The 24,929-nt window shown below is 54.8% G+C and carries 24 protein-coding genes; 9 read left to right on the top strand and 15 right to left on the bottom strand.

The window, feature by feature from the left end; translation table 11 throughout:
* Positions 1-25: 25 nt before the first annotated feature.
* The gene (locus LF95_RS13110) at positions 26-856 is read right to left on the bottom strand and encodes a DUF3426 domain-containing protein (protein WP_073955509.1); all 831 of its coding nucleotides are present in this window, start codon (positions 854-856) and stop codon (positions 26-28) included.
* 354 nt (positions 857-1,210) lie between these two features.
* Between LF95_RS13110 and ftsE the strand changes: the two genes are divergently transcribed.
* The 4 genes from ftsE to LF95_RS13090 all read left to right on the top strand — a co-directional run bounded on the left by ftsE (position 1,211) and on the right by LF95_RS13090 (position 4,823).
* A complete protein-coding gene (gene ftsE, locus LF95_RS13105; RefSeq protein WP_073955508.1) occupies positions 1,211-1,924 on the top strand; it encodes a cell division ATP-binding protein FtsE in 714 nt (237 codons plus the stop codon).
* Between the two features lie 63 nt (positions 1,925-1,987).
* Positions 1,988-2,890: a cell division protein FtsX gene (locus LF95_RS13100; RefSeq protein ID WP_073955507.1), complete on the top strand. Its 903-nt coding sequence runs from the start codon at positions 1,988-1,990 to the stop codon at positions 2,888-2,890.
* A 191-nt stretch (positions 2,891-3,081) separates the two neighbouring features.
* A complete protein-coding gene (locus LF95_RS13095; RefSeq protein ID WP_252509756.1) occupies positions 3,082-3,891 on the top strand; it encodes a YdcF family protein in 810 nt (269 codons plus the stop codon).
* 119 nt (positions 3,892-4,010) lie between these two features.
* Complete coding sequence (locus LF95_RS13090) at positions 4,011-4,823, top strand: lysophospholipid acyltransferase family protein (RefSeq protein WP_073955506.1); 813 nt, start codon at positions 4,011-4,013, stop codon at positions 4,821-4,823.
* Positions 4,824-4,946: 123 nt separating this feature from the next.
* Here LF95_RS13090 and LF95_RS13085 read toward each other — a convergent pair whose 3' ends face one another.
* The 6 genes from LF95_RS13085 to LF95_RS13060 form a co-directional block, all read right to left on the bottom strand.
* A complete protein-coding gene (locus LF95_RS13085; protein ID WP_073955505.1) occupies positions 4,947-5,900 on the bottom strand; it encodes a DMT family transporter in 954 nt (317 codons plus the stop codon).
* A 97-nt stretch (positions 5,901-5,997) separates the two neighbouring features.
* Complete coding sequence (locus LF95_RS13080; protein WP_073955504.1) at positions 5,998-6,573, bottom strand: gamma-glutamylcyclotransferase; 576 nt, start codon at positions 6,571-6,573, stop codon at positions 5,998-6,000.
* Between the two features lie 55 nt (positions 6,574-6,628).
* Entirely contained in the window at positions 6,629-7,525 is an 897-nt protein-coding gene (locus tag LF95_RS13075) for a DMT family transporter (RefSeq protein ID WP_252509755.1), read from the bottom strand.
* A 225-nt stretch (positions 7,526-7,750) separates the two neighbouring features.
* A complete protein-coding gene (locus LF95_RS13070) occupies positions 7,751-8,752 on the bottom strand; it encodes a prephenate/arogenate dehydrogenase family protein (RefSeq protein ID WP_073955503.1) in 1,002 nt (333 codons plus the stop codon).
* A 1-nt stretch (position 8,753) separates the two neighbouring features.
* The gene (gene hisC / locus LF95_RS13065) at positions 8,754-9,851 is read right to left on the bottom strand and encodes a histidinol-phosphate transaminase (RefSeq protein WP_073955502.1); all 1,098 of its coding nucleotides are present in this window, start codon (positions 9,849-9,851) and stop codon (positions 8,754-8,756) included.
* Positions 9,852-9,888: 37 nt separating this feature from the next.
* Positions 9,889-10,779, bottom strand: coding sequence for a chorismate mutase (locus tag LF95_RS13060; protein ID WP_073956263.1), 891 nt, complete (start codon positions 10,777-10,779; stop codon positions 9,889-9,891).
* Positions 10,780-10,943: 164 nt separating this feature from the next.
* Here LF95_RS13060 and LF95_RS13055 point away from each other — a divergent pair, with 164 nt between their 5' ends.
* From LF95_RS13055 to LF95_RS13040, 4 genes are all read left to right on the top strand, one after another.
* The gene (locus tag LF95_RS13055; RefSeq protein ID WP_073955501.1) at positions 10,944-12,101 is read left to right on the top strand and encodes a homoserine O-acetyltransferase MetX; all 1,158 of its coding nucleotides are present in this window, start codon (positions 10,944-10,946) and stop codon (positions 12,099-12,101) included.
* Positions 12,102-12,105: 4 nt separating this feature from the next.
* On the top strand, positions 12,106-12,780 hold the full coding sequence (gene metW, locus LF95_RS13050; RefSeq protein ID WP_073955500.1) for a methionine biosynthesis protein MetW: 675 nt from the start codon (positions 12,106-12,108) through the stop codon (positions 12,778-12,780).
* A gap of 72 nt (positions 12,781-12,852) precedes the next feature.
* On the top strand, positions 12,853-13,734 hold the full coding sequence (locus tag LF95_RS13045; protein WP_143182036.1) for a hypothetical protein: 882 nt from the start codon (positions 12,853-12,855) through the stop codon (positions 13,732-13,734).
* A gap of 40 nt (positions 13,735-13,774) precedes the next feature.
* Complete coding sequence (locus tag LF95_RS13040) at positions 13,775-14,065, top strand: hypothetical protein (protein ID WP_073955498.1); 291 nt, start codon at positions 13,775-13,777, stop codon at positions 14,063-14,065.
* Positions 14,066-14,086: 21 nt separating this feature from the next.
* On the opposite strand, the gene LF95_RS13035 is transcribed toward LF95_RS13040, so the two are convergent.
* From LF95_RS13035 to LF95_RS13005, 7 genes are all read right to left on the bottom strand, one after another.
* A complete protein-coding gene (locus LF95_RS13035; protein WP_073955497.1) occupies positions 14,087-14,536 on the bottom strand; it encodes a molybdenum cofactor biosynthesis protein MoaE in 450 nt (149 codons plus the stop codon).
* 19 nt (positions 14,537-14,555) lie between these two features.
* Complete coding sequence (pgsA, locus tag LF95_RS13030) at positions 14,556-15,107, bottom strand: CDP-diacylglycerol--glycerol-3-phosphate 3-phosphatidyltransferase (RefSeq protein WP_073955496.1); 552 nt, start codon at positions 15,105-15,107, stop codon at positions 14,556-14,558.
* Positions 15,108-15,277: 170 nt separating this feature from the next.
* A complete protein-coding gene (locus tag LF95_RS13025) occupies positions 15,278-16,591 on the bottom strand; it encodes a uracil-xanthine permease family protein (RefSeq protein ID WP_073955495.1) in 1,314 nt (437 codons plus the stop codon).
* Between the two features lie 628 nt (positions 16,592-17,219).
* Positions 17,220-19,136: an excinuclease ABC subunit UvrC gene (uvrC, locus tag LF95_RS13020; RefSeq protein WP_083607678.1), complete on the bottom strand. Its 1,917-nt coding sequence runs from the start codon at positions 19,134-19,136 to the stop codon at positions 17,220-17,222.
* Between the two features lie 435 nt (positions 19,137-19,571).
* Positions 19,572-19,997, bottom strand: a complete 426-nt coding sequence (folB, locus tag LF95_RS13015) for a dihydroneopterin aldolase (RefSeq protein WP_073955494.1) — start codon at positions 19,995-19,997, stop codon at positions 19,572-19,574.
* Positions 19,998-20,066: 69 nt separating this feature from the next.
* Positions 20,067-20,837, bottom strand: a complete 771-nt coding sequence (locus tag LF95_RS13010; protein WP_073956261.1) for an SDR family oxidoreductase — start codon at positions 20,835-20,837, stop codon at positions 20,067-20,069.
* Between the two features lie 84 nt (positions 20,838-20,921).
* Entirely contained in the window at positions 20,922-21,884 is a 963-nt protein-coding gene (locus LF95_RS13005; RefSeq protein ID WP_073955493.1) for a calcium/sodium antiporter, read from the bottom strand.
* Positions 21,885-22,340: 456 nt separating this feature from the next.
* Between LF95_RS13005 and LF95_RS13000 the strand changes: the two genes are divergently transcribed.
* The gene (locus LF95_RS13000; protein ID WP_073955492.1) at positions 22,341-24,104 is read left to right on the top strand and encodes a cation:proton antiporter domain-containing protein; all 1,764 of its coding nucleotides are present in this window, start codon (positions 22,341-22,343) and stop codon (positions 24,102-24,104) included.
* A 123-nt stretch (positions 24,105-24,227) separates the two neighbouring features.
* On the opposite strand, the gene phoB is transcribed toward LF95_RS13000, so the two are convergent.
* Positions 24,228-24,926, bottom strand: a complete 699-nt coding sequence (gene phoB / locus LF95_RS12995; protein WP_073955491.1) for a phosphate regulon transcriptional regulator PhoB — start codon at positions 24,924-24,926, stop codon at positions 24,228-24,230.
* Positions 24,927-24,929 lie beyond the last annotated feature (3 nt).

The following is a 24,929-nucleotide window of genomic DNA, read 5'->3' as shown; positions in this document are numbered from 1 at the left end:
CCGGTAATCTGCCCGATTAAAAACCTTATTGATCAACCGCCTCGCGCGGGTCAAGGAAGGTAACTTGCAGGCGTGTTGCTGTCGGGTTCGGTTTGCGAATTTTGGTTTCCACATTCAGGGTTTTGCCAACCGGCAAAATCTGTTCCTGAATTGGTGCACTCGGGTCGCTCTGAACCGCACTTTTATCATAAATCAGGGCAACTTTTTTGCGTTGCACCACACGGTCCAGCGGATCAAGCAGCTCGATCAGCAAATAGGGCAAAGGCCGGTCGATGCTACTGACATTGACGATTTCCGCCCGCACCACCAAAACATCGACACCGTCTTCCTCTTCACGGGTCGGGGGCATTTCCTTGATATCAAGGCCCTCGCCGACATGAGGCACATTCAGCCCTACCATCGAATAAACCTTGGCAATCGGCGGCCACAGATTGATCAACGTATCCTTGGCAAAAAAGGCACCGGCCCCGACACCGGCCAAAACCAGAATCAGAATGATCCAGCCGATAATGCCCTTTTTCGATTTCGGGGCAACATCGTCGTTATTTGCCAATTGGCGCGGAAAGGGTGGCGGATCAGGAATGCGGTCCGCCCCGTCAAAGCCGGCATCCACATCACCATCATACTGCGAACTGCCCGCATCACCGGTTTGCGACATGGCATCCTCAAAGGACGATGGCGCGCTTTCCTGTGCCGGGGATGGCGCAGGTGCGACCGGTGCCGCCGGTTTTGCACCGGGCGGGTCCTGATGCCAGCTATTGCCGCAATTCTTGCAGCGCACTGTTCTGCCTTTCGGGCCAATTGACTCGGCCTTTACAGAGTATTTTTTAGAACATTCTGGGCAAGTTATGATCATTGCAAACCTGGCATAAAGCTGTCAGCAGCTGGAATTCGGACGCAAGGGATACAGTAAAAACAGCCGACGAACACCCCCCGCTTTTCGTCGCCCTATACTATATGTAAATAGCGCCGATTTAACAGACTGTTAAGTAAAGATAACAGAAGCTCGCCCCGGCGGGGAATAATCTGCGCTTTAAATCACCTCACAGAGGGGCAAAACACGCCTTCGGGTACTCTTTTTTTATGTTAAAACAGGGCCATACCGTCTTTTGCAAGGCCTGGCTTTGCAAATCCACGCATTTTTAAGGCATTTTCAGATATAAGGCTGTTTGTGCCATGATCGCGGGTTGCCCCGCCACAAACGACCGGGATGATCCCATTCGCAGTCAGGAGGACGCAGGTGAACGAAGTTGTCAGTTTTCGCAATGTCGGGGTCCGTTATGAATCGGGACCGGAAGTTCTGCGCGAACTGAATTTTTCCCTGACACGCGGCAGCTTTCATTTTTTAACCGGGGCCTCGGGTGCGGGCAAATCCACACTGATGCGCCTGCTTTATCTGGCCCTGCGCCAGACACGCGGCGAAATCAGCATTTTTGGCCGCGACAATATTCGCATCCCGCGCGACGAATTGCCCGCCATCCGTCGCAAAATCGGTGTGGTCTTTCAGGATTTCCGCCTGATCAACCATTTAACCACCTTTGAAAATGTCGCCCTGCCCTTGCGTGTGGCCGGGGTGGAAGATTTGCAAATCCGCAAAAACGTGACCGAGCTTCTGGAATGGGTAGGCCTTGGCGACCAGATCAACGCCGTGCCGTCGCGCCTGTCGGGCGGGCAGCAACAGCGCGTTGCCATTGCACGCGCCGTGATCAGCCGCCCGGCCCTGCTATTGGCGGACGAGCCCACCGGCAATGTCGATGACCGCATCGCCATGCGCCTGTTATACCTGTTCGAGGAACTTAACAAACTGGGCACGACCGTTCTGATTGCCACCCATAACCGCAACCTGATAAGGCGTTTCGGGCACAAGCACTGGCTGCTTGAGGGGGGCACCCTTCACGACCTTGACCATCGCCCGCAGGCATAAACCAACACAACGCCCTGCAGGCGCGAACCGATAAAGACCCCAAACAGGATATAACCAGGCATTATGGCATTCCGTTCACGTCCATCGCATTTGCCCCTTGAGAACGACTCCTCAGGCCGGTTTTTGCCCAGTATCGTTGCGCTGATGGTCGCATTGCTGACATTTTCCATTGTCGGCCTTGCGGTGCTGCACGATACCGTGGGGCGCTGGACCAGCCAGATTGACGGCAGCCTGACCATTCAGGTCCCGCCAACCGGATTAACACAACTCGATCCCAAAGACCGGGAAGCTGCCCTGGAAAAACGGGTACAATCCATCATTGATACCGTATCAGGCCAACCGGGCATTGCCCGCATTGCCGAACTCAGCCCCGATAAAATGGCCGAATTGCTGGAACCCTGGCTCGGCCCCAATGAAATGATCAGCGACCTGCCAATCCCGCGCATCATTGAAATCACCCCCAAAAGCGGGTTTGATTTCAGCGTGCTGGAAGCAACCGTTTCGCGCACCGCCCCCGAAGCCGTGCTGGATGACCATCGCATCTGGCTTGAACGCATCAGCGATGTTGCCGTCTCGGTCGAAATGGCGCTGGTTGCCCTAATTGGCGTTTTATTTGCCGCAACGGTTCTATCGGTATTTTTTGCCACCCGCTCCGGCCTCTCAATTCATCGTTCCATCATCGAGCTGTTACACCTGATTGGTGCAGCGGATAGTTATATTGCCAAACAATTTGCCCGCCATTCCATGCGGCTGGCATTTTTGGGCAGCCTGATTGGCATTGCCATCGCCCTGCCGGTTTCGATCATGATTGGCTATCTTGGCCTGCGCGCCGGATGGCAAATTCCCGACAACCTTCATTTACCGCTGTTTTTCATCCTGGTTCTTATGGTGCCGGTGGCAATTTCGGCAGTGGCCTGGTTAACAGCAAAACGTACTGTGCTGCGGGTTTTGCGAAAAATGTTGTAAGCACAGCATTGATTTCAGGGTGTTTTACCCTCTACACTTCGCCCGCAAACCTGCCTGGCACCGCTAGACAACCCCACCCTGAATATGCGTAAAGTGCACATTCGCGCTCAGGCGACCAAAATGTGTTCTGCAATTAGTAATGGGAGACCCAAGATGCGGCTGCGTCCCGGCGCCCATAAAGGCACACCGGAATGAAAAAAAACCGTACTGCCCCCCGGTCGATCCAGAACCGTCGCCGGTCGCGCCGCGTGCGTTTCCTGTTTTCGACGCTGATCATGCTGGCTGTTGTGTGGTCATTCGGCTTTTTCTGGTTTGTTTCACAAATTCCCGACCGGGTCGCCAATCCGTTTCAAAAAACCGATGCCATTGTCGTGCTGACAGGGGGCAGCGAACGGCTGAGCGAAGGCCGCCGTCTTCTGACCCGGCATTTGGCCAGAAAACTATTCATTTCCGGGGTTTATCGTGGGGTGGAGGTTGACGAGCTTCTAAATGCCGGTAATGCGGACCCCAATTTGGTGGCCTGTTGTATCGTTTTGGGTCATATCGCGGAAAACACCCGTGGTAATGCCATTGAGACCGCCACCTGGGTTTATAAGCATGGCTATCGCAGCCTGCGCATTGTGACGGCCAATTATCATATGCCGCGCTCGCTGCTGGAATTTCATAACCTGATGCCCGATGTCGAGATTGTGGCCCACCCGGTCTTTCCGGAAAATGTCAAAGTCGATGACTGGTGGCGCTGGCCCGGCAGTGCCGCGCTGATTGCCAGTGAATATAACAAATATCTGTTTGCGGCCCTGCGAAACAAAATTCTTGAATGGTTCCCGGCAACGCGGCGAAGCCTCCCACCCGCCCCCGACATGCCCGCAGATGACAACCAGCTTTCGGCGGGAAACCCGATGTCGCCCGCCAATAGCCCGGCTGCAGCCCCCGTCATCCCTGCTGAACCGGAAGAAATACCCACCCCGGCACCGTCTTTAAATGACGCAGGCCGGGGATAACAGGCCAGGGTGCTTTGCCCACTTTGCCAACGTCATCGATGTGAAGCATTTGTTTCACATTACGAAGAAAACCCCCTAAAAGACCAAGACGCAATGTATCTGGCTTAAAGGACGTAAAGATGAGCACAGTTCGTGCCCTGATTTTCAACATCCTGTTTTTTGGCGGCACCGCAGTCGAATGCCTGGTGTTATGGCCCTTCCTGTTTTTTGGCCCCAAAATTGGTCAGAAAACCGGTCGATTTTGGTGCAAATGGGTGCAATGGCTGCTGAAGGTAACGGTCAAACTTGAACCGCGCGTGGTGGGTGAACAGCACCTGCCCGAAGGGCCGTGCATTCTGGTTTCCAAACACCAGTCAGCCTGGGAAACCCTGACCTTCCACACCCTGCTGCATGACCCGGCCTATATCCTGAAAAAGGAACTGATCAGCATCCCCGTCTTTGGCCTTTTTCTTAAATATTCCGGCCAGATCCCGGTGGACCGCTCGGCGGGGGGATCGGCCCTTAAGGAAATGATCAAGGGAGTGGATCGCGCCCTGAAACGGGATGCCCGTGTGGTGATTTTCCCCGAAGGAACGCGCACCCCGCCGGGGTCCGACACCCCCTATCACCCCGGTGTTTATGCCCTTTACAAGGCATTCCCCAATGTTCCCATGATCCCGGTTGCGCTGAATTCCGGCATGTTCTGGGGCCGGGCAAAATTTATGAAATATAGCGGCAAGGTGACACTGGAATATCTTCCGCCGATGGAACCGGGCCTGGATCGCAAAACATTCATGCGCGAAATCAAAAGCCGAATTGATGATCGCACCCGCGAGCTGGAAAAACTGGCGCAGGTCGAATTCAACCTGCCTGCCCCACCACCCACACCGGGCATTGACGATGATGCCAAGGCAAACACCGGCAAAGACGCCCAGGATCGCAGCACAGCATAAAACACCCAAAACCAGATACAGCAAAGGCCGGTCAGAAACCCCTGACCGGCCTTTTTCTCTTCCTTTCCATGTCCGTCTGCTGCGCCACACGAACGGCGCAGCAACACAGGCACGTACTTACTGTTATTTTGCAGGTGCGGGCACTGCTACACGCTTTGTCGCCCGCCAAATCCCCACCGCAATCAGGGCGATGCCGCCCAGATGATACAGATGCAATTCTTCGCCCAGGAAAATAACGGCCAAAACACTGGCAAAGGCGGGCATCAGATACAGGAATACCCCGGCATTGGCCGCCCCCACCATGCCAACCCCGCGATTCCAGAACAAATAGCCCAAAAAGGCAGGCCCCGCGCCAATATAGGCAATTTTCAGCATGTCCGGCCAGGCCGGGTCCTGCCAGGTAAAATAGGGGTCGCTATTGACCACAATGCTCCATAGGTAAATCGGGGTCAGATACAACATCCCGACCATGATGGAGCCGAAAATAAGGCTAAACGGATGAATGCCGCGCGGGGCGTATTTCAGCAACATGGAATAGGCCGCCCAGATCATGGCCGAGATCAGGGCAAACAAATCCCCGGAGACAAAGTTCATTTGCAACAAGACGTTCATATCGCCCTTGGCAATAATCACCGCCGTTCCCAGACCCGCAACCAGAACCCCAATCCATTGCTGCAGACGGGGTTTATCGGCTGTCAACAGGGCGGCAAACAGCAACACCCAAATCGGGGTGGTGGCATTCAAAAGGCCGGTATTCACCGCCGTGGTATTATAGGCCGCCAAATAAATCGCAATGGTAAACAGGAAGGTGCCGGTCGTACCGATTACAAAGATGATTTTCCAGTTCTGCCACAACACGGCCCAGTCACGGCGCAAATAGCACGCACATACCGGTGTTAACAACATCAAAGCCACCATCCAGCGCCAGAAAGCGAGCGCGGGCAAAGGCACGCTGGCATTCACACCGCGCGCCACCACATGGTTGGACCCCCACATCAATGCGCAGGCAATCAACAGGATATAGGCAATAACGGGAACACCCCCGGCCTTGCCCGTCGCTGTGCTAACATGTGACATTCCGTCCCCCAATTTTCCCGGAAAATGTATTTCGGGTGTTTCCCCGTCAGTCCGGGTTTGTTTATTGCATCTGGTCCACCCTAAAATCAGGGGCAGATCAAATACCGGCCCCCATATTCAGTTCGCCATATTCACGGCGCACCAAGTCCATCAGATCGTGCAGGGGCGGGTCAACAATGCCCATTTCGTCCAAATGGTGCACGGTATTTTCCAGATATTCCAGATTGGGGCCAATACTGCCATGTGCCGCGACAATAATTTCAACGGCCTCGCGCACTGGCAGGGTCCCCGCATATTGCTGATGGGTGGGATCGGCAACATAGGTGTGCGCAATCACATGTCGGCCATCGGCCAGCTTCACTTCTACATCGGCAGGGATATAAGTGTTTGTCACCAATTCGCGTTCATCCAGATAGGCTTTAACCTCGGGCCATTTTTCCGGCGCGATGCGAAAGGCATTGCCGACACATTCCCCCCCGGCATTCAGGCCCAGCACCAGCCCCGGATTTTCCGGCGTCCCGCGATAATGATGCGAATAGATACAAAAAGACCGGTGATAGCCCCGCAGCAATGCCTGTGCACGTTCGACAAAATCAAAACCCGGCCGCCATAACAGCGAGCCATAACCAAAAACCCATTTTTCCTGATTTTGTATCTGTGTTTCGTCTGCCAACTGGTTTTCTCCGGTCCTGGTCTGGCCGCGTTTGAAAGGGTCTATAAATTGCAACCTAACGCTTTGCCATCACCAATGCCACCCCAAGTGCGGCAACAGCAAAACCCGCCAGGCCGATAAAACCAATATGTTCGTCAAACAGCAACCACGCCAATGAGGCCGCCGTTGGTGGCACCAGATAAAACATGCTGGCGACCCGGGTAGCTTCGCCCTGTTTGATCAACACCATCAACAGCATGATCGCACCAATCGACAAAACCAGCACCAGCCACCCCATGACCAGCACAAATTCCGTTGTCCAATTAATCTGGAAACTTTCCCCCGACATCAGGGCAAACAGAAAGACAACAATGCTGGCCGCAACATATTGAATAACCGTGCCGGTACGCAAATCCATACCGGTGCAAAACCGTTTTTGATACAGCGTACCTGCCGTCATCCCGAATAATGCGCCCACAGCCAGCAAAATGCCAACCGGCGTAATGCCTGAACTGCCACCAATTTTGGGCCCCAGCACCAGCCCCACCCCGACCAGGCCCAAAGCCAGCCCCATCCATTGTCGGCGGGTCACATGTTCGCCCAAAAGCGCCCCCACGACAGAGGCGGTTAAGACCGGCTGCATCCCGACAATAAGGGCCGATAACCCGGCAGGAAGCCCCTGGGCAATGGCGGCAAAAACCCCACCCAGATAAATGCCATGTACCAGCATGCCCGCCACGGCAATATGCAAGGCATCACGCAGGCGGATGGGCCATTTGGCCCCCAACAGCCACACCACCGGCAACATCAGGGCAATAACGATCAGAAACCGTGCCAGCAAAAAAACAAATGGTTCCGCATAAGGCAGACCAAACTTCGCACCAACGAACCCCGTGCTCCAGAGAAACACAAAGACAAACGGCATGAAGCGGGCAAAAGCCGGATGACTGGAAACATTTTTGGCAAACGCCATAACACAATCCTGCTGGAATAGAGGAGCAATGGCACAAGCGGCCACAAGATATGGATATAGATCGGGCCCTGAACCAAAAAGACGGTCAAAACCAGAGGCAGATCCCGGCCACAAACCCCAAATCAGGCTAAAGGCCATTTAAGGGGACATACATGCCGCAAAAACAGGCCAGAACACCCCTTGGCAAACCGGCAAGGGGTGTCCTTTACCTGCATATCTTTGGTTCTATTTATCTGGCGTCGCGGCTGCTTCTGCGCCTGCTTCTTTCGGTTTCTTGCTGCCCGTCTGGTCCGACTTGCGGTCTTCACCCTCGGCCGAAAAATTGGTGAAATACTGCCCGGCATCGACGATACCACGGCGAACTTCGCGGGTGCGCGAAAACAGGTCAAACAGCTTTTCACCCTCGCCCCAGCGAATGGCCCGCTGAAGCGCCATCAAATCTTCCTGAAAACGCCCCAAAACTTCCAGCACGGCTTCGCGATTGTTTAAAAACACGTCACGCCACATGGTCGGGTCGGATGCCGCAATACGGGTAAAATCACGAAAACCCGATGCGGAAAACTTGATCACTTCCTGACGCATCGCATCTTCAAGGTCGGTTGCCGTGCCCACAATCGTGTAAGCAATCAGGTGCGGCAAATGCGAGGTAATGCCCAAAATACGGTCGTGATGATCCGCATCCATACATTCCACGCGCATCCCGCAGGCTTCCCACAGGGCCTGAACTTTGGCATTGGCTTCGTCGGGAACACCGGGGATCGGTGTTAGGATACACCAGCGCCCCTCAAACAATTCGGGAAAACCCGCATCCGGGCCGGAATGCTCTGTCCCGGCCAGCGGATGGCCGGGCACAAAATGCACCCCTTCGCCCAGATGCGGGGCGATATCGCGAATAACCGCCTGCTTGACCGAGCCCACATCCGAAACGATGCAGCCCGGTTTCAAGTGGCCTGCCAATTGTGCGCCAACGGTTTCATTCACCCCCACCGGCACACACAGCATAACAAGGTCCGCATCTTCAACGGCTGATGCAATGTCACAATAGGCATAGTTGGCAATGCCCAGTTCCAGAACCCGGTCACGGGTGGCTTCGGAACGCACGGCACAGCTAATGGAACCCGCCAGGCCATCGCGGATCATGCGGCGCGCCATAGAGGAACCAATAAGGCCCATGCCAATGAATGCAACTTTGTCAAACAGCGGGGTCGTCGATACGGAACTGGTCATTTTAATTCGCTATAAAATCTTTGATTGTTTGCAGACAGATCTGCATTTCTTCCTGGGTGCCAATGGAAATACGCAACATGTGCGACAAACCATAAGCGCCGATTTTGCGCGGAATCACCCCACGCGCCATCATGAATTCGTTCGCGGCATCGGCGTTTTTACCCTCAACCTTGGGGAATTCAACCAGCACAAAATTGCCATAGGACGGATGCGCCGTAAGGTCCGCAAGTTTGTTGATTTCCTCGCGGAACCATTCGCGGGTTTCAAGGTTATGGCGCACACAGGCATCAAAAAAATCGTCATCTTCAAGGGCGGCAACACCTGCTTCCTGCGATGGCAGGCTGACATTAAACGGGTTGCGCAAACGCTGCAGCACATCGGCAATGGCAGGCGGCGCATAACACCAGCCCAAACGAATCCCCCCAAGACCATAAATCTTGGAGAATGTCCGCGTCATGACGGTATTGTTACCCGCGGCCACCAGTTCGGCCCCGGCACTGTAATCTTCCTGACCGGTCATAAATTCGGCATAGGCGGCATCCACCACCAGCACGATATCTTCGCGCAGGCCTGCACGCAGGCGGGCCACTTCATCGGTGTTAATATAAGTCCCGGTCGGGTTGTTCGGATTGGCAACAAGAACAATTTTGGTTTTGTCGGTCACGGCCGCCAGGATGGCATCGACACTGGTGGTCATGTTGGTTTCGGCCGCCGTCACGGGCACCGCCCCCACACCCTTGGCGACAATCGGATACATCAAAAAGCCATGCTGGGAATACAAAACCTCGTCACCCGGCCCGGCATAGGCCCTGATCAAAAGCGTGATCAGTTCATCCGAACCGGCACCACACACAAGCTGGTCAAATTCCAGATTATATTTTTCCGCCAGTTTCGCGCGCAAAACATCACACCCGCCATCGGGATATCGATGCAGCCTGCTCGCCGATTTTTGCAATGCCTCGATGGCCTTGGGGCTGGGGCCAAGCGCGCCTTCGTTTGACGAAAGCTTGATCACACGGGCAGCACCCGCAGAGCCAGATTTGCCGCCAACATAAGGGGCGATATCAAGAATACCGGGACGAGGGGTGGGCGCAGTCATAACAGGAAACTCCCTGGGGAAACAGTCGTATGGTCGTTTACATTTCGTCAGCAGGAATGGGCACACCATAGGCCCCCAATACCCGCACATCACCACATTTCAAACCATGATCCAAAAGGGTGTGTCGAAAAATTTCACCCTGATTACAAAGGAATCCGGGCACATCAACAAGGACAAAACAGTGATTTTCGCCCTCGGGCGCAAAAACGCCAAGGATTGCCGAACCGGGGCAGGCTTTGGCAAAATCTTTGCGCAAGGTGTCGGTTTCTATGGGCTGATCCACCCGAACCACAAACAGGGTGCGGTCATCACCACTTTCTTCAAGCTCGATCGCGGCCAGAACAAAACCTTCGGTATCCTCTCCACGCCCGACCGGGCGGCCGCCAAAGGGCAGCTTTGACACCACACGCACCGCGCTATCGGGTTCGATTAACGGCCACCAGGAATGGCCTTCACCCGGCACTGGCGCGGGGAAAACCCCCACGGCCGCCCGGCCATCTTCCAGGGCGTGAATGGCATCCAACTGAGTATCAAATTCGATAATTTCGTTCAGGCAGCCAAAATTAAGGCGTGCGAGTTCCCAGCAATCCTGCCCGTCGGCATCGCGGCACAGGGCAACGGTATAGGGGGCTTCCAGGCGGGTCCCTGCGGCAATCAATTCCCGCCAGATCTGGATCAGGGCGGTTTTGGGAAAAGCCCCTTCATGGCTGCGCACCAGATTACGCATGATCCGTGCTTCACGCGCCGGGCGATAGGGCACATGGACCTTGCTGCCCTGTGCAATTTGCCGGTCCTTGAACGCGCCAACCGCCTGCACCACACGGGTACGGCGAATGATCAGGTCGTGCATGGCGCGGTCGATTTCATCGATTTCCGCCCGCAACCCGTTCAGGTCAAGATTTGCCAATTTTTCGTCGATTTGCGCCATGATCCACTCTTTTGCCAAACGGGGCTCAGTTTTAGGGAACTGCCCGGCATTTGCAAAGAAAAGATTGACTAAAAGCATGCCTGTTCCTAACTGGAACAGTCAAAAAAACAGGCGAAGCCGCAATTTGGAACTTCACCGTTGCCCTACAAAGGAATACAGCGTCCATGTCCAACCCTGTCCCACATTCTCGCCGCGCCCTGCCTGGCCATCAGATTGTGCTGGGGGATCGCGACAAATTGCGCCTTGATAGCGGCATTGAATTTGGCCCCTTTACCCTGGCCTATCAAACCTATGGCGAACTGAATGCCGATAAATCCAACGCCATTCTGGTGTGCCATGCCTTAACCGGCGACCAGTATGTTGCCGATGATGTGCACCCCATTACCGGCAAGGAAGGCTGGTGGCGCGCCATTGTTGGCCCCGGCAAAATCATTGATACCGAAAAATATTTCATCATCTGCACCAATGTGATTGGCGGCTGCCTTGGCAGTACCGGGCCCAAAGAAATCAACTCCGAAACCGGCAAGCCCTGGGGGCTTGATTTTCCGGTCATCACCATTGGTGACATGGTACGTGCGCAAACCATGCTGATTGACCATTTTGGCATCGACAGCCTGTTTGCCGTGATTGGCGGGTCAATGGGGGGCATGCAGGTTCTGGAATGGTGCAAAAGCTATCCTGAGCGCGTTTTTGCCGCCGCCCCGATTGCCACATCCTATCGCCATTCCGCGCAAAACATTGCCTTTCACGAAGTCGGCCGCCAGGCCGTGATGGCCGACCCCGACTGGTGCGGCGGCAATTACCTGCTGGAGGGTAAAAAACCCGCCCGTGGTTTGGCCGTGGCCCGCATGACCGCCCACATCACCTATCTGTCCGAACCGGCCCTGCATCGCAAATTTGGCCGCAAGCTGCAAAATCGCGGCGGCATTACCTATAGCTTCGATCACGACTTTCAGGTCGAAAGCTATTTGCGCCATCAGGGCAAATCCTTTGTCGACCGGTTTGATGCCAACAGTTACCTCTATATCACCCGGGCCATGGATTATTTCGACCTGTCCGTCGAATTTGATGGCCGCCTGGCCGAGGCCTTTCGCGGCTCCAACACCCGGTTCTGCGTCATTTCGTTTTCATCGGACTGGTGCTTTACCACCGCCGAAAGCCGCCGTTTGGCCCATGCCCTTAATGCGGCATCGTGCAATGTCAGTTGTGTGGAAATTGAAAGCGACAAGGGCCACGACGCCTTTTTGCTCGACGAACCCGATTTCCACATGGTCCTGAGCGGCTTTATCGAGGGGGCCGCCGAAGCGCGCGGGCTGAAATAACATCATGACACAGACACCCACCCAAAAAGCCGCCACCGTCGCCACCGCAACAGCTGCGGCAACACCGTCAGATCGTATCCGCGTTGATTTGCAATTGATTGCCGACATGGTTGAACCGGGCACCCGCGTGCTCGATATTGGCTGTGGCGACGGGGAATTGCTGGCCTATCTTAAACGCACCAAAAATGTCGATGGTCGCGGGCTTGAACTGTCCAACGAAGGGGTGCGCAATTGCGTGGCCCAGGGCCTGCCCGTCATGCAGGGCGATGCGGATCGCGACCTGCTGGATTACCCCAACGGGGCGTTTGATTATGCGATTCTCAGCCAGACTCTGCAGGCCACCAACCGCCCACGCGATGTTTTGGGCGAATTGCTGCGCATTGGCCGCAAGGCGATTGTCTCCTTCCCCAATTTCGGCCATTGGCGGGCACGGTTTGATTTGATGTTTCATGGTCGGATGCCACAAAACCCCAACCTGCCAATCATGTGGTACGAAACCCCCAATATCCATTTCTGCACCGTGCGCGACTTTGTGGCCCTGTGCAAAGACATGGACCTGGTGATCGAACGCTCGATGGTCCTGAATGAAAGCGGCTCCAAGGTCAGCCTCGGCAGTCATTCCGCCCTTGCCAATTTCTTTGGCAACCAGGCTTTGTTCATGCTGCGCAAAAAGGGATAAGGCCCCCTTTCGCATCACAAATTTCCCCGCGCCCCGTCTGCAAGGCAATGAATGCAAACCGGGGAGATCAGGGTGCAACACACGATCCTCAAAAAAGGCGGCCAGCGCGGCATTGTACTGCTTATGCTGGGCCTGCTGGCGGCCTGTGCGCAAAAGGCGGATGCAATTAAACTTTCCGCCCATCAATTCAGCCTGGCAGCGGACAGGGCAATTACCTCGCTGGATGACATGCGCACAGCCGAATTTGCCGCAACTGTGCAAAGCAAGGATGCACAGGAAGCGGAATTTATCGCCAACCTGAACGATTTTACCGGCATATTAACGGCGAACAATATTCCGATCCTGATAAATCCCGATACCATCACCATTGACCCGGATGTGAATGCCAAATGGCAGCAGGATATGGCGAACCTGCGCCATCAATATCAGCAGTTCGCCGTCATCTTTAACGATATGGGCGAAGACACCCTGTTTGGCATGGGCGCGATCCACAAGGCCGGGCCGATTTTGCAAAAACTGCGCCGCCAGCTTGCCACGCTGGGCCAGACATTGGGTACAAGCCCACCGGTTTTTCTGGTGCGGCGTGATGCGCTGGTGGCGGCTATCAACAAAATCCACGATGACAAATCCACCCCTGCCGATACCCGCACCGGCCAAATCAAGGCCTGGTGGCAACAATGGCAGCAATTGCAGGCCGATGAACAGCAAAGCTATCACACCGCCCTGCAGGACTTTGTCATTGCAGCGCAATTGGGCGCACAGCTTCAGAACCAAATCGCCAATTACAGCAAAATCAGCACGCAATCGGTGCTGAAAGACATTGAAGATGGCCTGACCTTTGTTGCCGAAAATCAGGGACTTGGCATGAAGCAGTTAAAACACAAGGCAGACAGCATGATTTTGCAAACCCTTGCCGGTCAAAGCGATACGGGGCCTACCACAACGACCAAATAACCCGCCCTCACCGCGCTTTTATCTGACGAACGGAGCCCCCATGTCTGATCTGACAATGCTGATCGCGGCGGCCATTTCCGCCTTTCAGGCGATTGACGCAAAATATTACAAGGCCGACATGAACACCAGAGCCACATTGGCAGATGACCGCAACAAGGCCGCCAATGCCGTGCTTAAATTGCGGGACAAACAGATCGAACTCGACACCACCATCAATGCCGCCGACATTGCGGAAATGAACAAGCTGGCGGCAGATGTAAAAGACGGCGCTGACCTGCAAGGCGACATCACAAAACTTATGGGAATTTTGGCAAAATACGTTCCGGTTTAGGGAAGGCACACCGGCAAAATATTACCAGCGATCTAAATCAGCCTCGTCACTTTGCTTGGCGGCAACCCATTTTTCGCCGCTATCTGTTTCTTCGCGTTTCCAGAACGGCGCACGGCTTTTGAGAAAATCCATGATGAAATCGCAGGCTTCAAACGCAGCCCGACGATGGGCGGACAGAGTAATGACCAGCACAATCCGCTCCCCTGCCAGCAAGCGGCCATAACGGTGAATGATGCGCACATCATCAAGCGGCCAGCGTTCGGCAGCATCCCTGGCAATTTTTTCAAGCTGGCGTTCGGTCATGCCGGGATAATGTTCCAGCGTCATCGCGCTGACGGCTTCCCCCCCGGCGATATCGCGCACCAATCCCACAAAGCTGACGGCCGCGCCAATATCAGTTCGGCCCTCGGTCAGGGCAGCAAGCTCTGCACCGGGGTCAAAATCGTTTTCCTGGACCGTAATATGCGCCATATGCGCCCCTGAAAATGGATCAGTCGAGATGTTTAAGCCCGGTCCGCAGATAAATATAACCCGTCTGTACTGTCACAATACCGGCAATCCACAGCAAAATATCCCCAATCAGGATCGACGGGATGATATCAGGCGAGGCATCGCCAACCAGCAAAAAGCCAATCGCCAGGATCTGGGCCGTGGTTTTCCATTTGGCAAGCACCGTCACAGGCAACGGCACCTTGAGCTCGGCCAAATGTTCGCGCAGGCCGGACACCATGATCTCACGACACATAATAATCACGGCGGGCAACACGGCCAGACCGGAAATGCGCCCAAACGCCACCATCATCATCAGGGCGGCAGCAACCAGAAGTTTATCGGCAATCGGATCCAGGAAGCGCCCCAGTGGAGACACCACATTCATGCTGCGCGCCAGATAACCATCGAAAAAGTCCGTCACCCCGGCAAAAGCAAACAGGGCAAACCCGATCCAGTTCCCCACCGGTCCGTCGATATAAAACGACAGCACCAGTGCCGGGATCACAATGATGCGCGACAAAGTCAGCAGATTTGGAATCTGGTTTTTCATTAACGGGCCTGTATACGGGTATTTGGGATGCTTAACTGGGTGATCGTCATCAATTCGCAGGGTCATGCGACCCCAAGACGCCCAATTAGTAAAGGCTTGTGCGGGCAACCACAAGGGCCGTGTTGATTTGCCATAAAACGAAAACACGACCCTTGTAGCGACAGATAAATTTAGTCCTCTTTTGCCGCCTGCGCAGCCGCACGATCCACCTTGCCACGCCCGATGCTCAGCACCTGATAGAGAATAATCGCCGCCAGGGTTGCGGTCCCGATTCCGCCAATGGCAAAGCCTCCCACCTTGACGGTAAAATTCCCGGCCCCGAAAATCAGGGTGATGCCCACGGTGAACAGATTGCGCGGATCGGAAAAATCAACCCGGTTATCCACCCACAAACGCACCATTGCCGCCGCAATCAGGCCAAATACAGCCACACCAAGACCGCCAAGAACGGGCGCAGGAATGGTATGCAGCAACGCGCCAAATTTGGGCGAAAAACCCAGCAGGATGGCAATCACGGCTGCAATCACAAAAATCAGGGTCGAAAACACACGGGTGACGGCCATAACACCCATATTTTCCACATAGGTCGTCACACCCGTGCCACCGCCAGAACCTGCCAGCATCGTTGCCAGACCATCGCCGATAAAACCACGGCCGATATAACGATCCATGTTTTGTTTGGTCATGCCGCCGATGGCCTTGATATGCCCCAGATTTTCTGCCACCAGAATGAACGCCACTGGGGCAATCATCACCATAGCCGAGCTTTCAAAGCGCGGCGCAACAAAATTGGGCATCCCCAACCAGGCGGCTTGCGACAATGCGCTAAAATCAATGGCGGGCATCAGACCCAAACCATTGCCCAGGATCAAAACCAGTACATAGCCCAACAAAATACCGGCCAAAATCGAAACCCGGCGCAAGGCAATTGGCGCATAAACCGATACCAAAGCCACCGATAGCAGGGTTAACAGGGACACCAGCATATGAATGCCATCGCCGGAAATGCCATTGATCCCAACCGGTGCCAAATTAAGACCAATCGCGGCACCAACGGCCCCGGTCACAGCGGGTGGCATCAGTTTTTCGACCCAGCCAGTCCCCGTCGCCATCACAATTACGCCAATCAGGACATAAAGCGCACCTGCGGCAATAATCCCGCCCAGTGCCCCGCCGATATCAGGATTGGGGCCTGTGCCCGCATAGCCGGTGGCGGCAATGACCACCGCAATAAAGGCAAAGGACGAGCCCAGATAACTTGGCACGCGCCCGGCCGTGCAGATAAAGAAAATCAGCGTGCCGATACCGGAAAACAGAATGGCCAGATTGGGGTCAAACCCCATCAGCAACGGACCCAGAATGGTGGAACCCGACATCGCCACAAGATGTTGCAAGCCCAGCGGAAACATGGTTCCCCACGGCAGGCGTTCGTCAGGCAATACAGTTGAAGACCGGGTCAAGGACCAGGAAGGAAAATAGCGCATCTTTGATCAGCCGATATTTATGTATGTTTCGCGCGAAGCCGCCCTGCCACGGCAGCAAGACGCATCGGGTATCGCGCCCCTGAGCGAAAAAAGCAAGGTGAGATAAGGTGTTATCTTTGGTGTTTTTTACCGTTGGCGCGCCCAAAAGCGAAATATTACGCCCAACGGATCAATCAGAAGGCCCTCCGTTTGGCCCCCGGCAACACCGGCCACATCGGCTACATCGGTTACGCAACGCAAAACGCGTTTGCCGATCTGCTTCATCGTTCTGTTTAAGGAACGCACAGTTGCCACATTACCGGCTATGCCCTGCCCGCCCCAATCGGTAGGTTAGGAACATAAGCAAGCCCATCTAACGAAACGAAGGAGGCTGCCCTTGAAAATACTTAGGAATGCAATGTGACAACCCCTTGCGGTATGTGCCCATGTGCTGCTTTGGTTGATTTCCCCGCATTGCCACTTCCCTGAACGTTTTCTCTTTCCTTTTTTGTCGTGGTCAACTTCCCCTCCCCCGACCCCGCGACCACGGCAGATACAAACGGTCCCCTTCCTCAGGGGGGCCGTTTTTCTTTGGGAATTCATGCCGCAAAAAGCACTGCGCATCACCACGCTTGTGCCTTACATTCCCTTAATTGTCGCCGTGGAAATGGTCATAGATTTTTTTGGCAATCGCCGCACTGATGCCATCAACGGCTTCCAGATCAGCCAGGCCCGCATCGGCCACCCCACGGGCAGAGCCAAAATGATGTAGCAACGCCTTTTTGCGTGCCCCGCCAATGCCCGGTACGGCATCAAGCACACTTTTGCCAATCTGTTTTGACCGCTTGGCGCGGTGCGTGCCAATGGCCCAGCGATGGGCCTCGTCGCGCAGGCGCTGGATGAAATACAGGATCGGGTCTTTCTGGTCCAACCGCACCGGCGGCTTACCGGGAATATGCAACACTTCCTTGCCCGCGTTACGGTCCACCCCCTTGGCAACGCCGACCAGCATCACATCTTCAATGCCCAGATCTTCCAGCACCTGTCGCGCCACACCCAGCTGGCCCAAACCACCATCGATCAGGCACAGGTCGGGCCAGGTGCCATTTTCGCGGTCCGGGTCTTCTTTTTGCGCACGGGCAAACCGACGGGTCAGGACTTCGCGCATCATGGCAAAGTCATCGCCCGGGGCGATGTCGCCCTTGATGTTGAATTTACGATAGGCGTTTTTCATAAACCCTTCCGGCCCGGCCACTATCATGCCACCCACCATGTTGGTTCCCTGAATATGGCTATTATCGTAAACCTCAATGCGTTCCGGCGGGCTATCGAGGTCCAGCTTGTCGGCCAGGCCATCCAGCAATTTACGCTGGGACGCGCTTTCGGCCATGCGGCGGCCCAGTGCCTCGCGCGCGTTGGTCAGGGCATGGTCCACCAGCTTGCGCTTTCCGCCGCGCTGGGGCACCAGTAATTCCACCTTGTGGCCGTTATTGATGCACAGGGCTTCCTCTACCAGTTTCTGACCTTCGATCTCATGGCTTAACAGCACCTGGCGCGGGGCAGGCTTGTTGGCGTAAAACTGCCCGACAAAGGCCGACAGAATTTCCGGGATTTCCGCCGACTGTTCATGCCGGGGAAAATAGGACCGGTTGCCATAGTTCGAGCCGGAGCGGAAAAAGAATACCTGCACGCAGCTTTGCCCGCCTTCGTGATGCAGGGCAATCACATCGGCTTCTTCCAGCCCTTCCAGATTGATATCCTGATGTGACTGGATTTGCGACAGGGCGCGAATACGGTCGCGATACATGGCCGCCTTTTCAAATTCCATCTGCTCGGAGGCATCGAGCATGCTGGCTTCGAGCTGCTTAAGAATGGCCTTGCTGCGCCCCGACAGAAAATCGCGGCAAATATCCACCAGCCCGTCATATTCGGGTTTGGAAATGCGATCCACACACGGACCAGAACAACGCTTGATTTGATACAACAAACACGGGCGGGACCGGTTAGCAAAAACCGCATCGGTGCAGGACCGCAGCAAAAAGGCGCGTTGCAAATGATTAATCGTGTTGTTCACCGCCCAGGCCGAGGCAAAGGGACCAAAACAGCTGCCATCCTTGGCCCGTGCCCCGCGATGTTTGACAATGCGGGGATAGCCGTGATCCTCGGTGATCAGAATATAGGGAAAGCTTTTATCGTCACGCAGCAGGATGTTGTAACGCGGCTTGAGCTTCTTGATCAGGTTTGATTCAAGCAGCAGGGCTTCGGCTTCGGTATGGGTCGTGATAATTTCCATACGGACCGTTTGCGCCACCATCCGCGCGATGCGTATCGCCAGGCGGGAAATATGGGTGTAGCTCGTCACCCGCTTTTTCAAATTCTTGGCCTTGCCGACATAAAGGACCCGGTCCTTTTCATCGATCATGCGATAAACGCCGGGCGATCCTGGCATGGTTTTAAGCGCATGTTTGATTGCCGTAACACCACGTCCCGCTTTTCCGTCATGAAGATCGTCCAGCGACAGCTCAATATCGCGCGGTGTGGAAGAGGGCGTTGCCGGGGAAGTCATCAAAGCATCCTGGATTGTTCAAGAAACAAGCAAACACGGCTTGTCTGCATATTTTTCTATACGATGGTCTAGCCGAATCTAATTAGAAAATGACAGTTTCATGAGGGAATCGCCCCCGGGAAAAGTTTCCACCAAGCCTGTGGATAAGTATGTGGGTAATAGGGGGGCTGAACTCTAGACCCGTTGAGAGTCTTAACGTTCTGTGAATTGCCCATATTTTAAGCACAAACACTAAGTTGTTGATTTTATTTGGTAAAAATACTGTCAACCTGAAAACAATCCGTAACCTTAACGTAAAATATCTTTTTTCCTCTTTGTTTTTGCCAATAAGAATGCTTGTGCATAAACGGCCCAAACGATTCGCCCCAAGGGAATCACAGATTCGCCATGATAATGGGCCTCTTATCGAAATTTATTCACTTCCAAACCGCGATATCACCGCGCGAGATTAAAGCGTTCGATTTCGACCCCGACCGCACCGACATCTTCAAACACGTCGAGTTTTTCAACCCGCACACACACCCTGCGCACCCGTCGGTCGGTCAGGCACATGGCAGCTATGTTTTCACTGAGTGTCTCGACAAGGTTTACGTGGCCATCTGCACAAATTGCGCGCACCCCTTTGACCAGTTCCTCGTAGCACAGCACATTATCAAGGTCGTCATTCTTGGGGCCTTCACCCTCGACAACGGAAAGATCAAGATTAATGCGCACCCGTTGCGGGGCTTCTTTTTCAAAATCATAAACCCCGATTGAGGTATTGATCACCATGTCGCGCACAAAAACGCGCCGCAAGCTGCCTGCCTGATCGGCATAAGGCAGGGTGGTAATATTATCGTCCTGTTTCAGACCTGCGGTCATATTATGAGTATCCTTCGTGCTGTGCTGTGAGGGAACAACTGGCATCAACCACCAGCCATCGGTGGTCGGTTATTCGACAGGCAAATCGTCTCTGTCGGCGGGGGCCCAATTCATATGTTGTCCACCATCAAGGGCTAACATTTGCCCCGTGACGGCCGGTGCTGCAAGGAAAAACCGTATCGCGTCGCAAATCTGCTGCGGAGATGTCCCAATGCCCAACGGGGTTTTACGGCACTGGGCATCGAAATCTTCCTGGCTTTGCCGTACACTGGGCAATACCGGCCCCGGACCAATGGCATTGACCCGGATGCGCGGCGCAAGCCCCAGCGACAGGGTTTGCGTCAGGGTCCACAAGCCGGCTTTGGACAGGGTATAAGTGGTAAAATGCGGTGTTAGGTTCCAGACACGCTGATCAATAATATTCACAATCAGCCCGGATTGGTCTTCTGGCAGCAGACGGGCAAATTCCTGCGACAGAACAAACGGTGCGCGCAAATTGACATCCATGTGAAAGTCCCAGCTTTCACGGGTCGCCGATTTGACATCGTCATATTCAAAGGTGGATGCGTTATTGACCAATAATCCCACCGGCCCCAGGGCGTCGGTCGCCTCGGCCACGATACCGGCCATTGCGGTTTCGCTGGCAAGGTCGGCACACACCACATGGCATTGACGCCCCATTTCACGAATGTCACCGGCCAGTTCTTCGGCCGCCCCGCGTGACCGGTTGCAATGCAGAACAATGTCATGCCCCCTTGCAGCCAGATCAAGTGCGATAACCCGGCCGATCCGTTTGGCTGCCCCGGTGATCAGGGCTGTTGCGGGCACATTTTCAGTCATACTGTCACCATCCGTTTCCTGCGAAATCCAGGTGCCGTCCTGCACAGTCGCATGACGGCACCTGGATTTTCGTTGTGAGTATTTTTAACCGGCAAACAGCGCACCGATATAGGCGGCATAGACCGCCATGAAAACAACACCGGCAATGCGACCAATACGCCGCGCACAATAAGCCACAACCAAAAGCGCCACGGTCACGCCCAGCATCATCCAGATATCAAACGCGGCAATTTGTTCGGGCACGATAATGGGTGAAATAACCGAAACACCGCCAATAATTGCCAACAGGTTCAAAAGGTTCGAGCCCAGAACATTGCCCAGCGCCACATCGGAATGTCCACGAAATGCGGCCACCATCGATGCTGCCAGTTCGGGCAATGACGTGCCAACAGCCACCAGCGTCAAACCAATCACGGCCTCGGACACACCAAATTCGCGTGCCACCGTCACACCGCCCTCAACCAGAAGGTCTGCCCCATAGGTAAGAGCGACGATACCAACAACCGTTACAATAACCGGTTTGATCCATCCCACCGGGGTTTCGCCCACTTCCTCGGCCTCGCTTTCATGCAGCGCACTTGCGGCATCCGGGCTGTTTTTATCGTGTTTATAGGTCAAATACCAGATCACCACCAACACCACGAGCATCAACGCACCTGCCCAGCGCTCGATCACCCCAAACTGACAAAGACCGATAAACAGCACCGCGCCCAGCAGCATCGCCCCGCCATCACGCACCGTGGTGGTGCGGCTGGCCGCGATCGGCTTGAGAATGGCCACAGCCCCCAGAATAAGCAGGATATTGGCAATATTGGACCCCACGACATTGCCCATCGCAATATCGCCCGACCCGGCAAGGGCGGCATTTAACGACACGACAAATTCGGGGGCCGATGTGCCCGCAGCAACAATCGTCAATCCGACGATCGCCTTGGAAATCCCCATTAACAGGGCCAGGCCGACTGCGCCCCGCACCATAAATTCGCCCCCGGCCGTTAAAAGAACAAGTCCGCCAACGATTTGCAAATAGGGTATAAGCTGTTCCAAAATTGGTCTGCCATTGATGATTTAAAAATACGCCCTGCCTATGCGAGAGAGCATTACCGCGCAAGATGGCAGTGCGCCCTGTTAAACGCAAGCGATCTCGCCCCAAATAATGCGACGAAAGCCGTCTTGCAAAGGGGCATATTTGCCTATTGTTATCCAAGACACAGCCAGGAGACAAAGGATATGCCAATAGATATCGGGAGTGAGACCGCATGCAATGCCAATCACGGGTGCTTTCCACTTATCCTGTCACACACTGTCCTGTCCCCGCATCAAATACCAAAAGGCCTCATACGCATTCGTCCCCCGACGATTATGAAGACAAACCGTTTTTACCGCTCCATAACCATGCCCAAAGTCAGATTCGCATCATGTCTCCACCCTATTGCGCTATGGTCGCAATAACCGGGAACGTGTATGACTGGCCCTAAAGTTAACGCCCCTGGATGAAACCTGATGCCCCATAGCACTGTGCTCTTCGAGCTATTCCTGATCCTGAGTGCTGCCGTAATTGCCGTGCCAATTGCGCAGCGATTAAAGGCCAATTCCATCATTGGCTTTCTGATTGGCGGCCTGGTGATCGGACCCTTTGGGCTGGGACTTATTCCCGATAATCGCGATATTTCCACCGTTGCCGAACTGGGTGTTGTCTTCCTGCTTTTCATGATCGGGCTGGAACTATCGCGCGAACGGTTGCGCGTAATCGGCGGCAAGTTTGCCGCTTTGGGGGTTTTGCAAATAACCGTGACGCTGGGCATTGGTTTTGTCGTTCTGATGGCCATCGACCTGCCCTTGCCCAGCGCGCTGGTGATTGCCGGGGCCCTGGCCCTTTCGTCCACCGCGATTATCCTCAAGCAGCTTTCAGACGAACGACAGCTTCACACCCGTTTTGGCCGGGCCGCCCTGGCAGTTTTGCTGCTTCAGGATGTGGCGGTTGGCCCCTTTCTGATCATGGTACAGGCGGCGGGCAATACCGCCAGCACCACCAGCCCGTGGGTCAGCATCCTCGCCGGTGTGGGGGCCGTTGCCGTATTGCTGCTGGCCGGGCGCTTTTTGCTGCGGCCCATGTTTCGCGCCATTGCCGCCCTGCATAACCCGGAACTATTTGCCATTGGCACCCTATTTGCCGTGCTGGCCGCCAGCACCTTGACGGAAATGGCCGGTCTTTCGATGGCATTAGGGGCGTTTATCGCCGGGGTGATGCTGGCCGAAACCGAATTTCGCCATCAGATCGAAGCCGACATTGCGCCATTTCGCGGCGTGTTTTTGTCCCTGTTTTTCATGTCGGTCGGCATGTCGGTGGATGTCGGGGTGGTTTATCATCATGCGCTGACCGTCATTTTGGGGGTTTTGGCCCTGTTGCTGATCAAGGGGGCGATTTTGTTTTTACTGTCCCTGGCAACACGGTTTGACCGGGCGGTATCGATGCGCATTGCCCTGGGGCTGGCGGGCGGCGGTGAATTTGCCTTTGTGATGTTTTCGCTGGCCGCGCAAAATGGCGCAATCACCCCGCAACTGGCGGCTATTCTGGTGCCGATTGTCGCCATTTCAATGGCCCTGACCCCCAGCATGATTGGCCTTGGCAAAAAGCTGGAGGATATTTTTCATCCACGCGAAACTGACCAACTCGGTGAAATCGAGGCCCATACCGATGGGGTCGCCCATCATGTTCTGATTATCGGCTGTGGGCGTGTGGGCCGGGTATTGGCCCGTTTGTTAAGAACCCGCAACATTCCCTTTATCGTTCTGGATTCCGATGCCCAGCAGGTGGCGCGTGGTCGTGCCGAAGGCCTGCCGGTTTATTTCGCCGATGGGTCCCGACCGGAAAGTTTCCGGGCCGCCCACACCGATCAGGCACATGTTGCCGCCGTTGCGATGGGTTCGCCGCATGAAACCGAGAAAACCGTAGCCTTGCTGCGCCAGCATTACCCGCACCTGAGAATTTTTGCCCGTGCCCAGGATATTTCCCATATCGGCGCGCTGTCACGCAGCGGGGCGAATGCCGCCATCCCCGAAGTGCTGGAAACAGGCTTGCGCCTGTCGGACCATGTGCTTTCCGCCTGCGATGTTCCACAAGATGAAATTGATAGCGAGATTGCCAAATTCCGCCGGGCCGACATGCTGCTGATGAATGAGCTGGCCCCACGTTCGCCTTCTCATTCATCCGCCTCCGCAACGAAACCGGCTTCGGCAACCAACGAACCGGAACACAAGGCATAAAAGGCATTGGCAAAGCCCGCCTTCCACACCGCATAAAACAAGGCCCTGCCATTATGACAGGGCCTTGTATTTTCAGTGTAAATTGCGAATTTCTGTCACAATTTGACGAAATAAAAAAGCCGCTTACGCCGCCGCATCGTCATCCAAAGCATAACCCGCGGCACGCACAGTGCGGATCACATCCTTGGTGCCTTTAACGTCATTCAGGGCCTTGCGCAAACGGCGGATATGCACATCCACCGTGCGGGTTTCGACATAGATATTCGGCCCCCAAACAGCGTTAAGGAGCTGTTCGCGCGAAAAAACCCGGCCCGGATGTTCCAGGAAATACCGCAAAAGACGAAATTCCGTCGGCCCCAAATGAATGGGTTTGCCGCTGCGATTGACACGATGTGCCGCCAGATCCATTTCGATATCGGAATAGATCAACTGCCCCTGTGGTTGCGCCGGACCCGACCGGCGCAAAAGCGCACGGATACGGGCCAGCAATTCGCCAATGGCAAAGGGCTTGGTCACATAGTCATCCGCCCCGGTATCAAGGCCGCGAATGCGGTCGCCTTCTTCACCACGCGCTGTCACCATAATCACCGGCAAATCGCGGCTTTCCGGTTTACGGCGGATCTGACGGCATACTTCGATCCCGGACATGACCGGCAGCATCCAGTCCAGCAGGACCAGATCGACATGGGTTTCAGCCATGATTTTCAGGGCTTCGTCCCCGTCACCGGCTTCCACAACATTCATGCCTTCCCGTTCAAGGTTGTAGCGCAACATCGTGACGATGGCGGCTTCATCCTCGACAATAAGAACCGTAGGATCCATCCT

The sequence above is a fragment of the Thalassospira sp. TSL5-1 genome (genome assembly GCF_001907695.1).
Lineage (GTDB): Bacteria > Pseudomonadota > Alphaproteobacteria > Rhodospirillales > Thalassospiraceae > Thalassospira.
Note: the sequence above shows the minus strand (reverse complement) of the source record. Positions and strands in the feature narration are given on the sequence as shown.

What these genes read in the sequence shown, in the direction of transcription:
- LF95_RS13035 (WP_073955497.1), bottom strand. Translation starts at nt 14,536, where the DNA reads ATGGCGCATATTACGGTCCAGGAAAACGATTTTGACCCCGGTGCAGAG.
- ftsE (WP_073955508.1), top strand. Translation starts at nt 1,211, where the DNA reads ATGATCCCATTCGCAGTCAGGAGGACGCAGGTGAACGAAGTTGTCAGT.
- LF95_RS13010 (WP_073956261.1), bottom strand. Translation starts at nt 20,837, where the DNA reads ATGACTGAAAATGTGCCCGCAACAGCCCTGATCACCGGGGCAGCCAAA.
- LF95_RS13040 (WP_073955498.1), top strand. Translation starts at nt 13,775, where the DNA reads ATGTCTGATCTGACAATGCTGATCGCGGCGGCCATTTCCGCCTTTCAG.
- LF95_RS13110 (WP_073955509.1), bottom strand. Translation starts at nt 856, where the DNA reads ATGATCATAACTTGCCCAGAATGTTCTAAAAAATACTCTGTAAAGGCC.
- LF95_RS13075 (WP_252509755.1), bottom strand. Translation starts at nt 7,525, where the DNA reads ATGGCGTTTGCCAAAAATGTTTCCAGTCATCCGGCTTTTGCCCGCTTC.
- LF95_RS13070 (WP_073955503.1), bottom strand. Translation starts at nt 8,752, where the DNA reads ATGACCAGTTCCGTATCGACGACCCCGCTGTTTGACAAAGTTGCATTC.
- hisC (WP_073955502.1), bottom strand. Translation starts at nt 9,851, where the DNA reads ATGACTGCGCCCACCCCTCGTCCCGGTATTCTTGATATCGCCCCTTAT.
- folB (WP_073955494.1), bottom strand. Translation starts at nt 19,997, where the DNA reads ATGACCGCAGGTCTGAAACAGGACGATAATATTACCACCCTGCCTTAT.
- phoB (WP_073955491.1), bottom strand. Translation starts at nt 24,926, where the DNA reads ATGGATCCTACGGTTCTTATTGTCGAGGATGAAGCCGCCATCGTCACG.
- LF95_RS13090 (WP_073955506.1), top strand. Translation starts at nt 4,011, where the DNA reads ATGAGCACAGTTCGTGCCCTGATTTTCAACATCCTGTTTTTTGGCGGC.
- LF95_RS13025 (WP_073955495.1), bottom strand. Translation starts at nt 16,591, where the DNA reads ATGCGCTATTTTCCTTCCTGGTCCTTGACCCGGTCTTCAACTGTATTG.
- pgsA (WP_073955496.1), bottom strand. Translation starts at nt 15,107, where the DNA reads ATGAAAAACCAGATTCCAAATCTGCTGACTTTGTCGCGCATCATTGTG.
- LF95_RS13100 (WP_073955507.1), top strand. Translation starts at nt 1,988, where the DNA reads ATGGCATTCCGTTCACGTCCATCGCATTTGCCCCTTGAGAACGACTCC.
- LF95_RS13000 (WP_073955492.1), top strand. Translation starts at nt 22,341, where the DNA reads ATGCCCCATAGCACTGTGCTCTTCGAGCTATTCCTGATCCTGAGTGCT.
- LF95_RS13055 (WP_073955501.1), top strand. Translation starts at nt 10,944, where the DNA reads ATGTCCAACCCTGTCCCACATTCTCGCCGCGCCCTGCCTGGCCATCAG.
- LF95_RS13095 (WP_252509756.1), top strand. Translation starts at nt 3,082, where the DNA reads ATGAAAAAAAACCGTACTGCCCCCCGGTCGATCCAGAACCGTCGCCGG.
- LF95_RS13060 (WP_073956263.1), bottom strand. Translation starts at nt 10,779, where the DNA reads ATGGCGCAAATCGACGAAAAATTGGCAAATCTTGACCTGAACGGGTTG.
- LF95_RS13085 (WP_073955505.1), bottom strand. Translation starts at nt 5,900, where the DNA reads ATGTCACATGTTAGCACAGCGACGGGCAAGGCCGGGGGTGTTCCCGTT.
- uvrC (WP_083607678.1), bottom strand. Translation starts at nt 19,136, where the DNA reads ATGACTTCCCCGGCAACGCCCTCTTCCACACCGCGCGATATTGAGCTG.
- metW (WP_073955500.1), top strand. Translation starts at nt 12,106, where the DNA reads ATGACACAGACACCCACCCAAAAAGCCGCCACCGTCGCCACCGCAACA.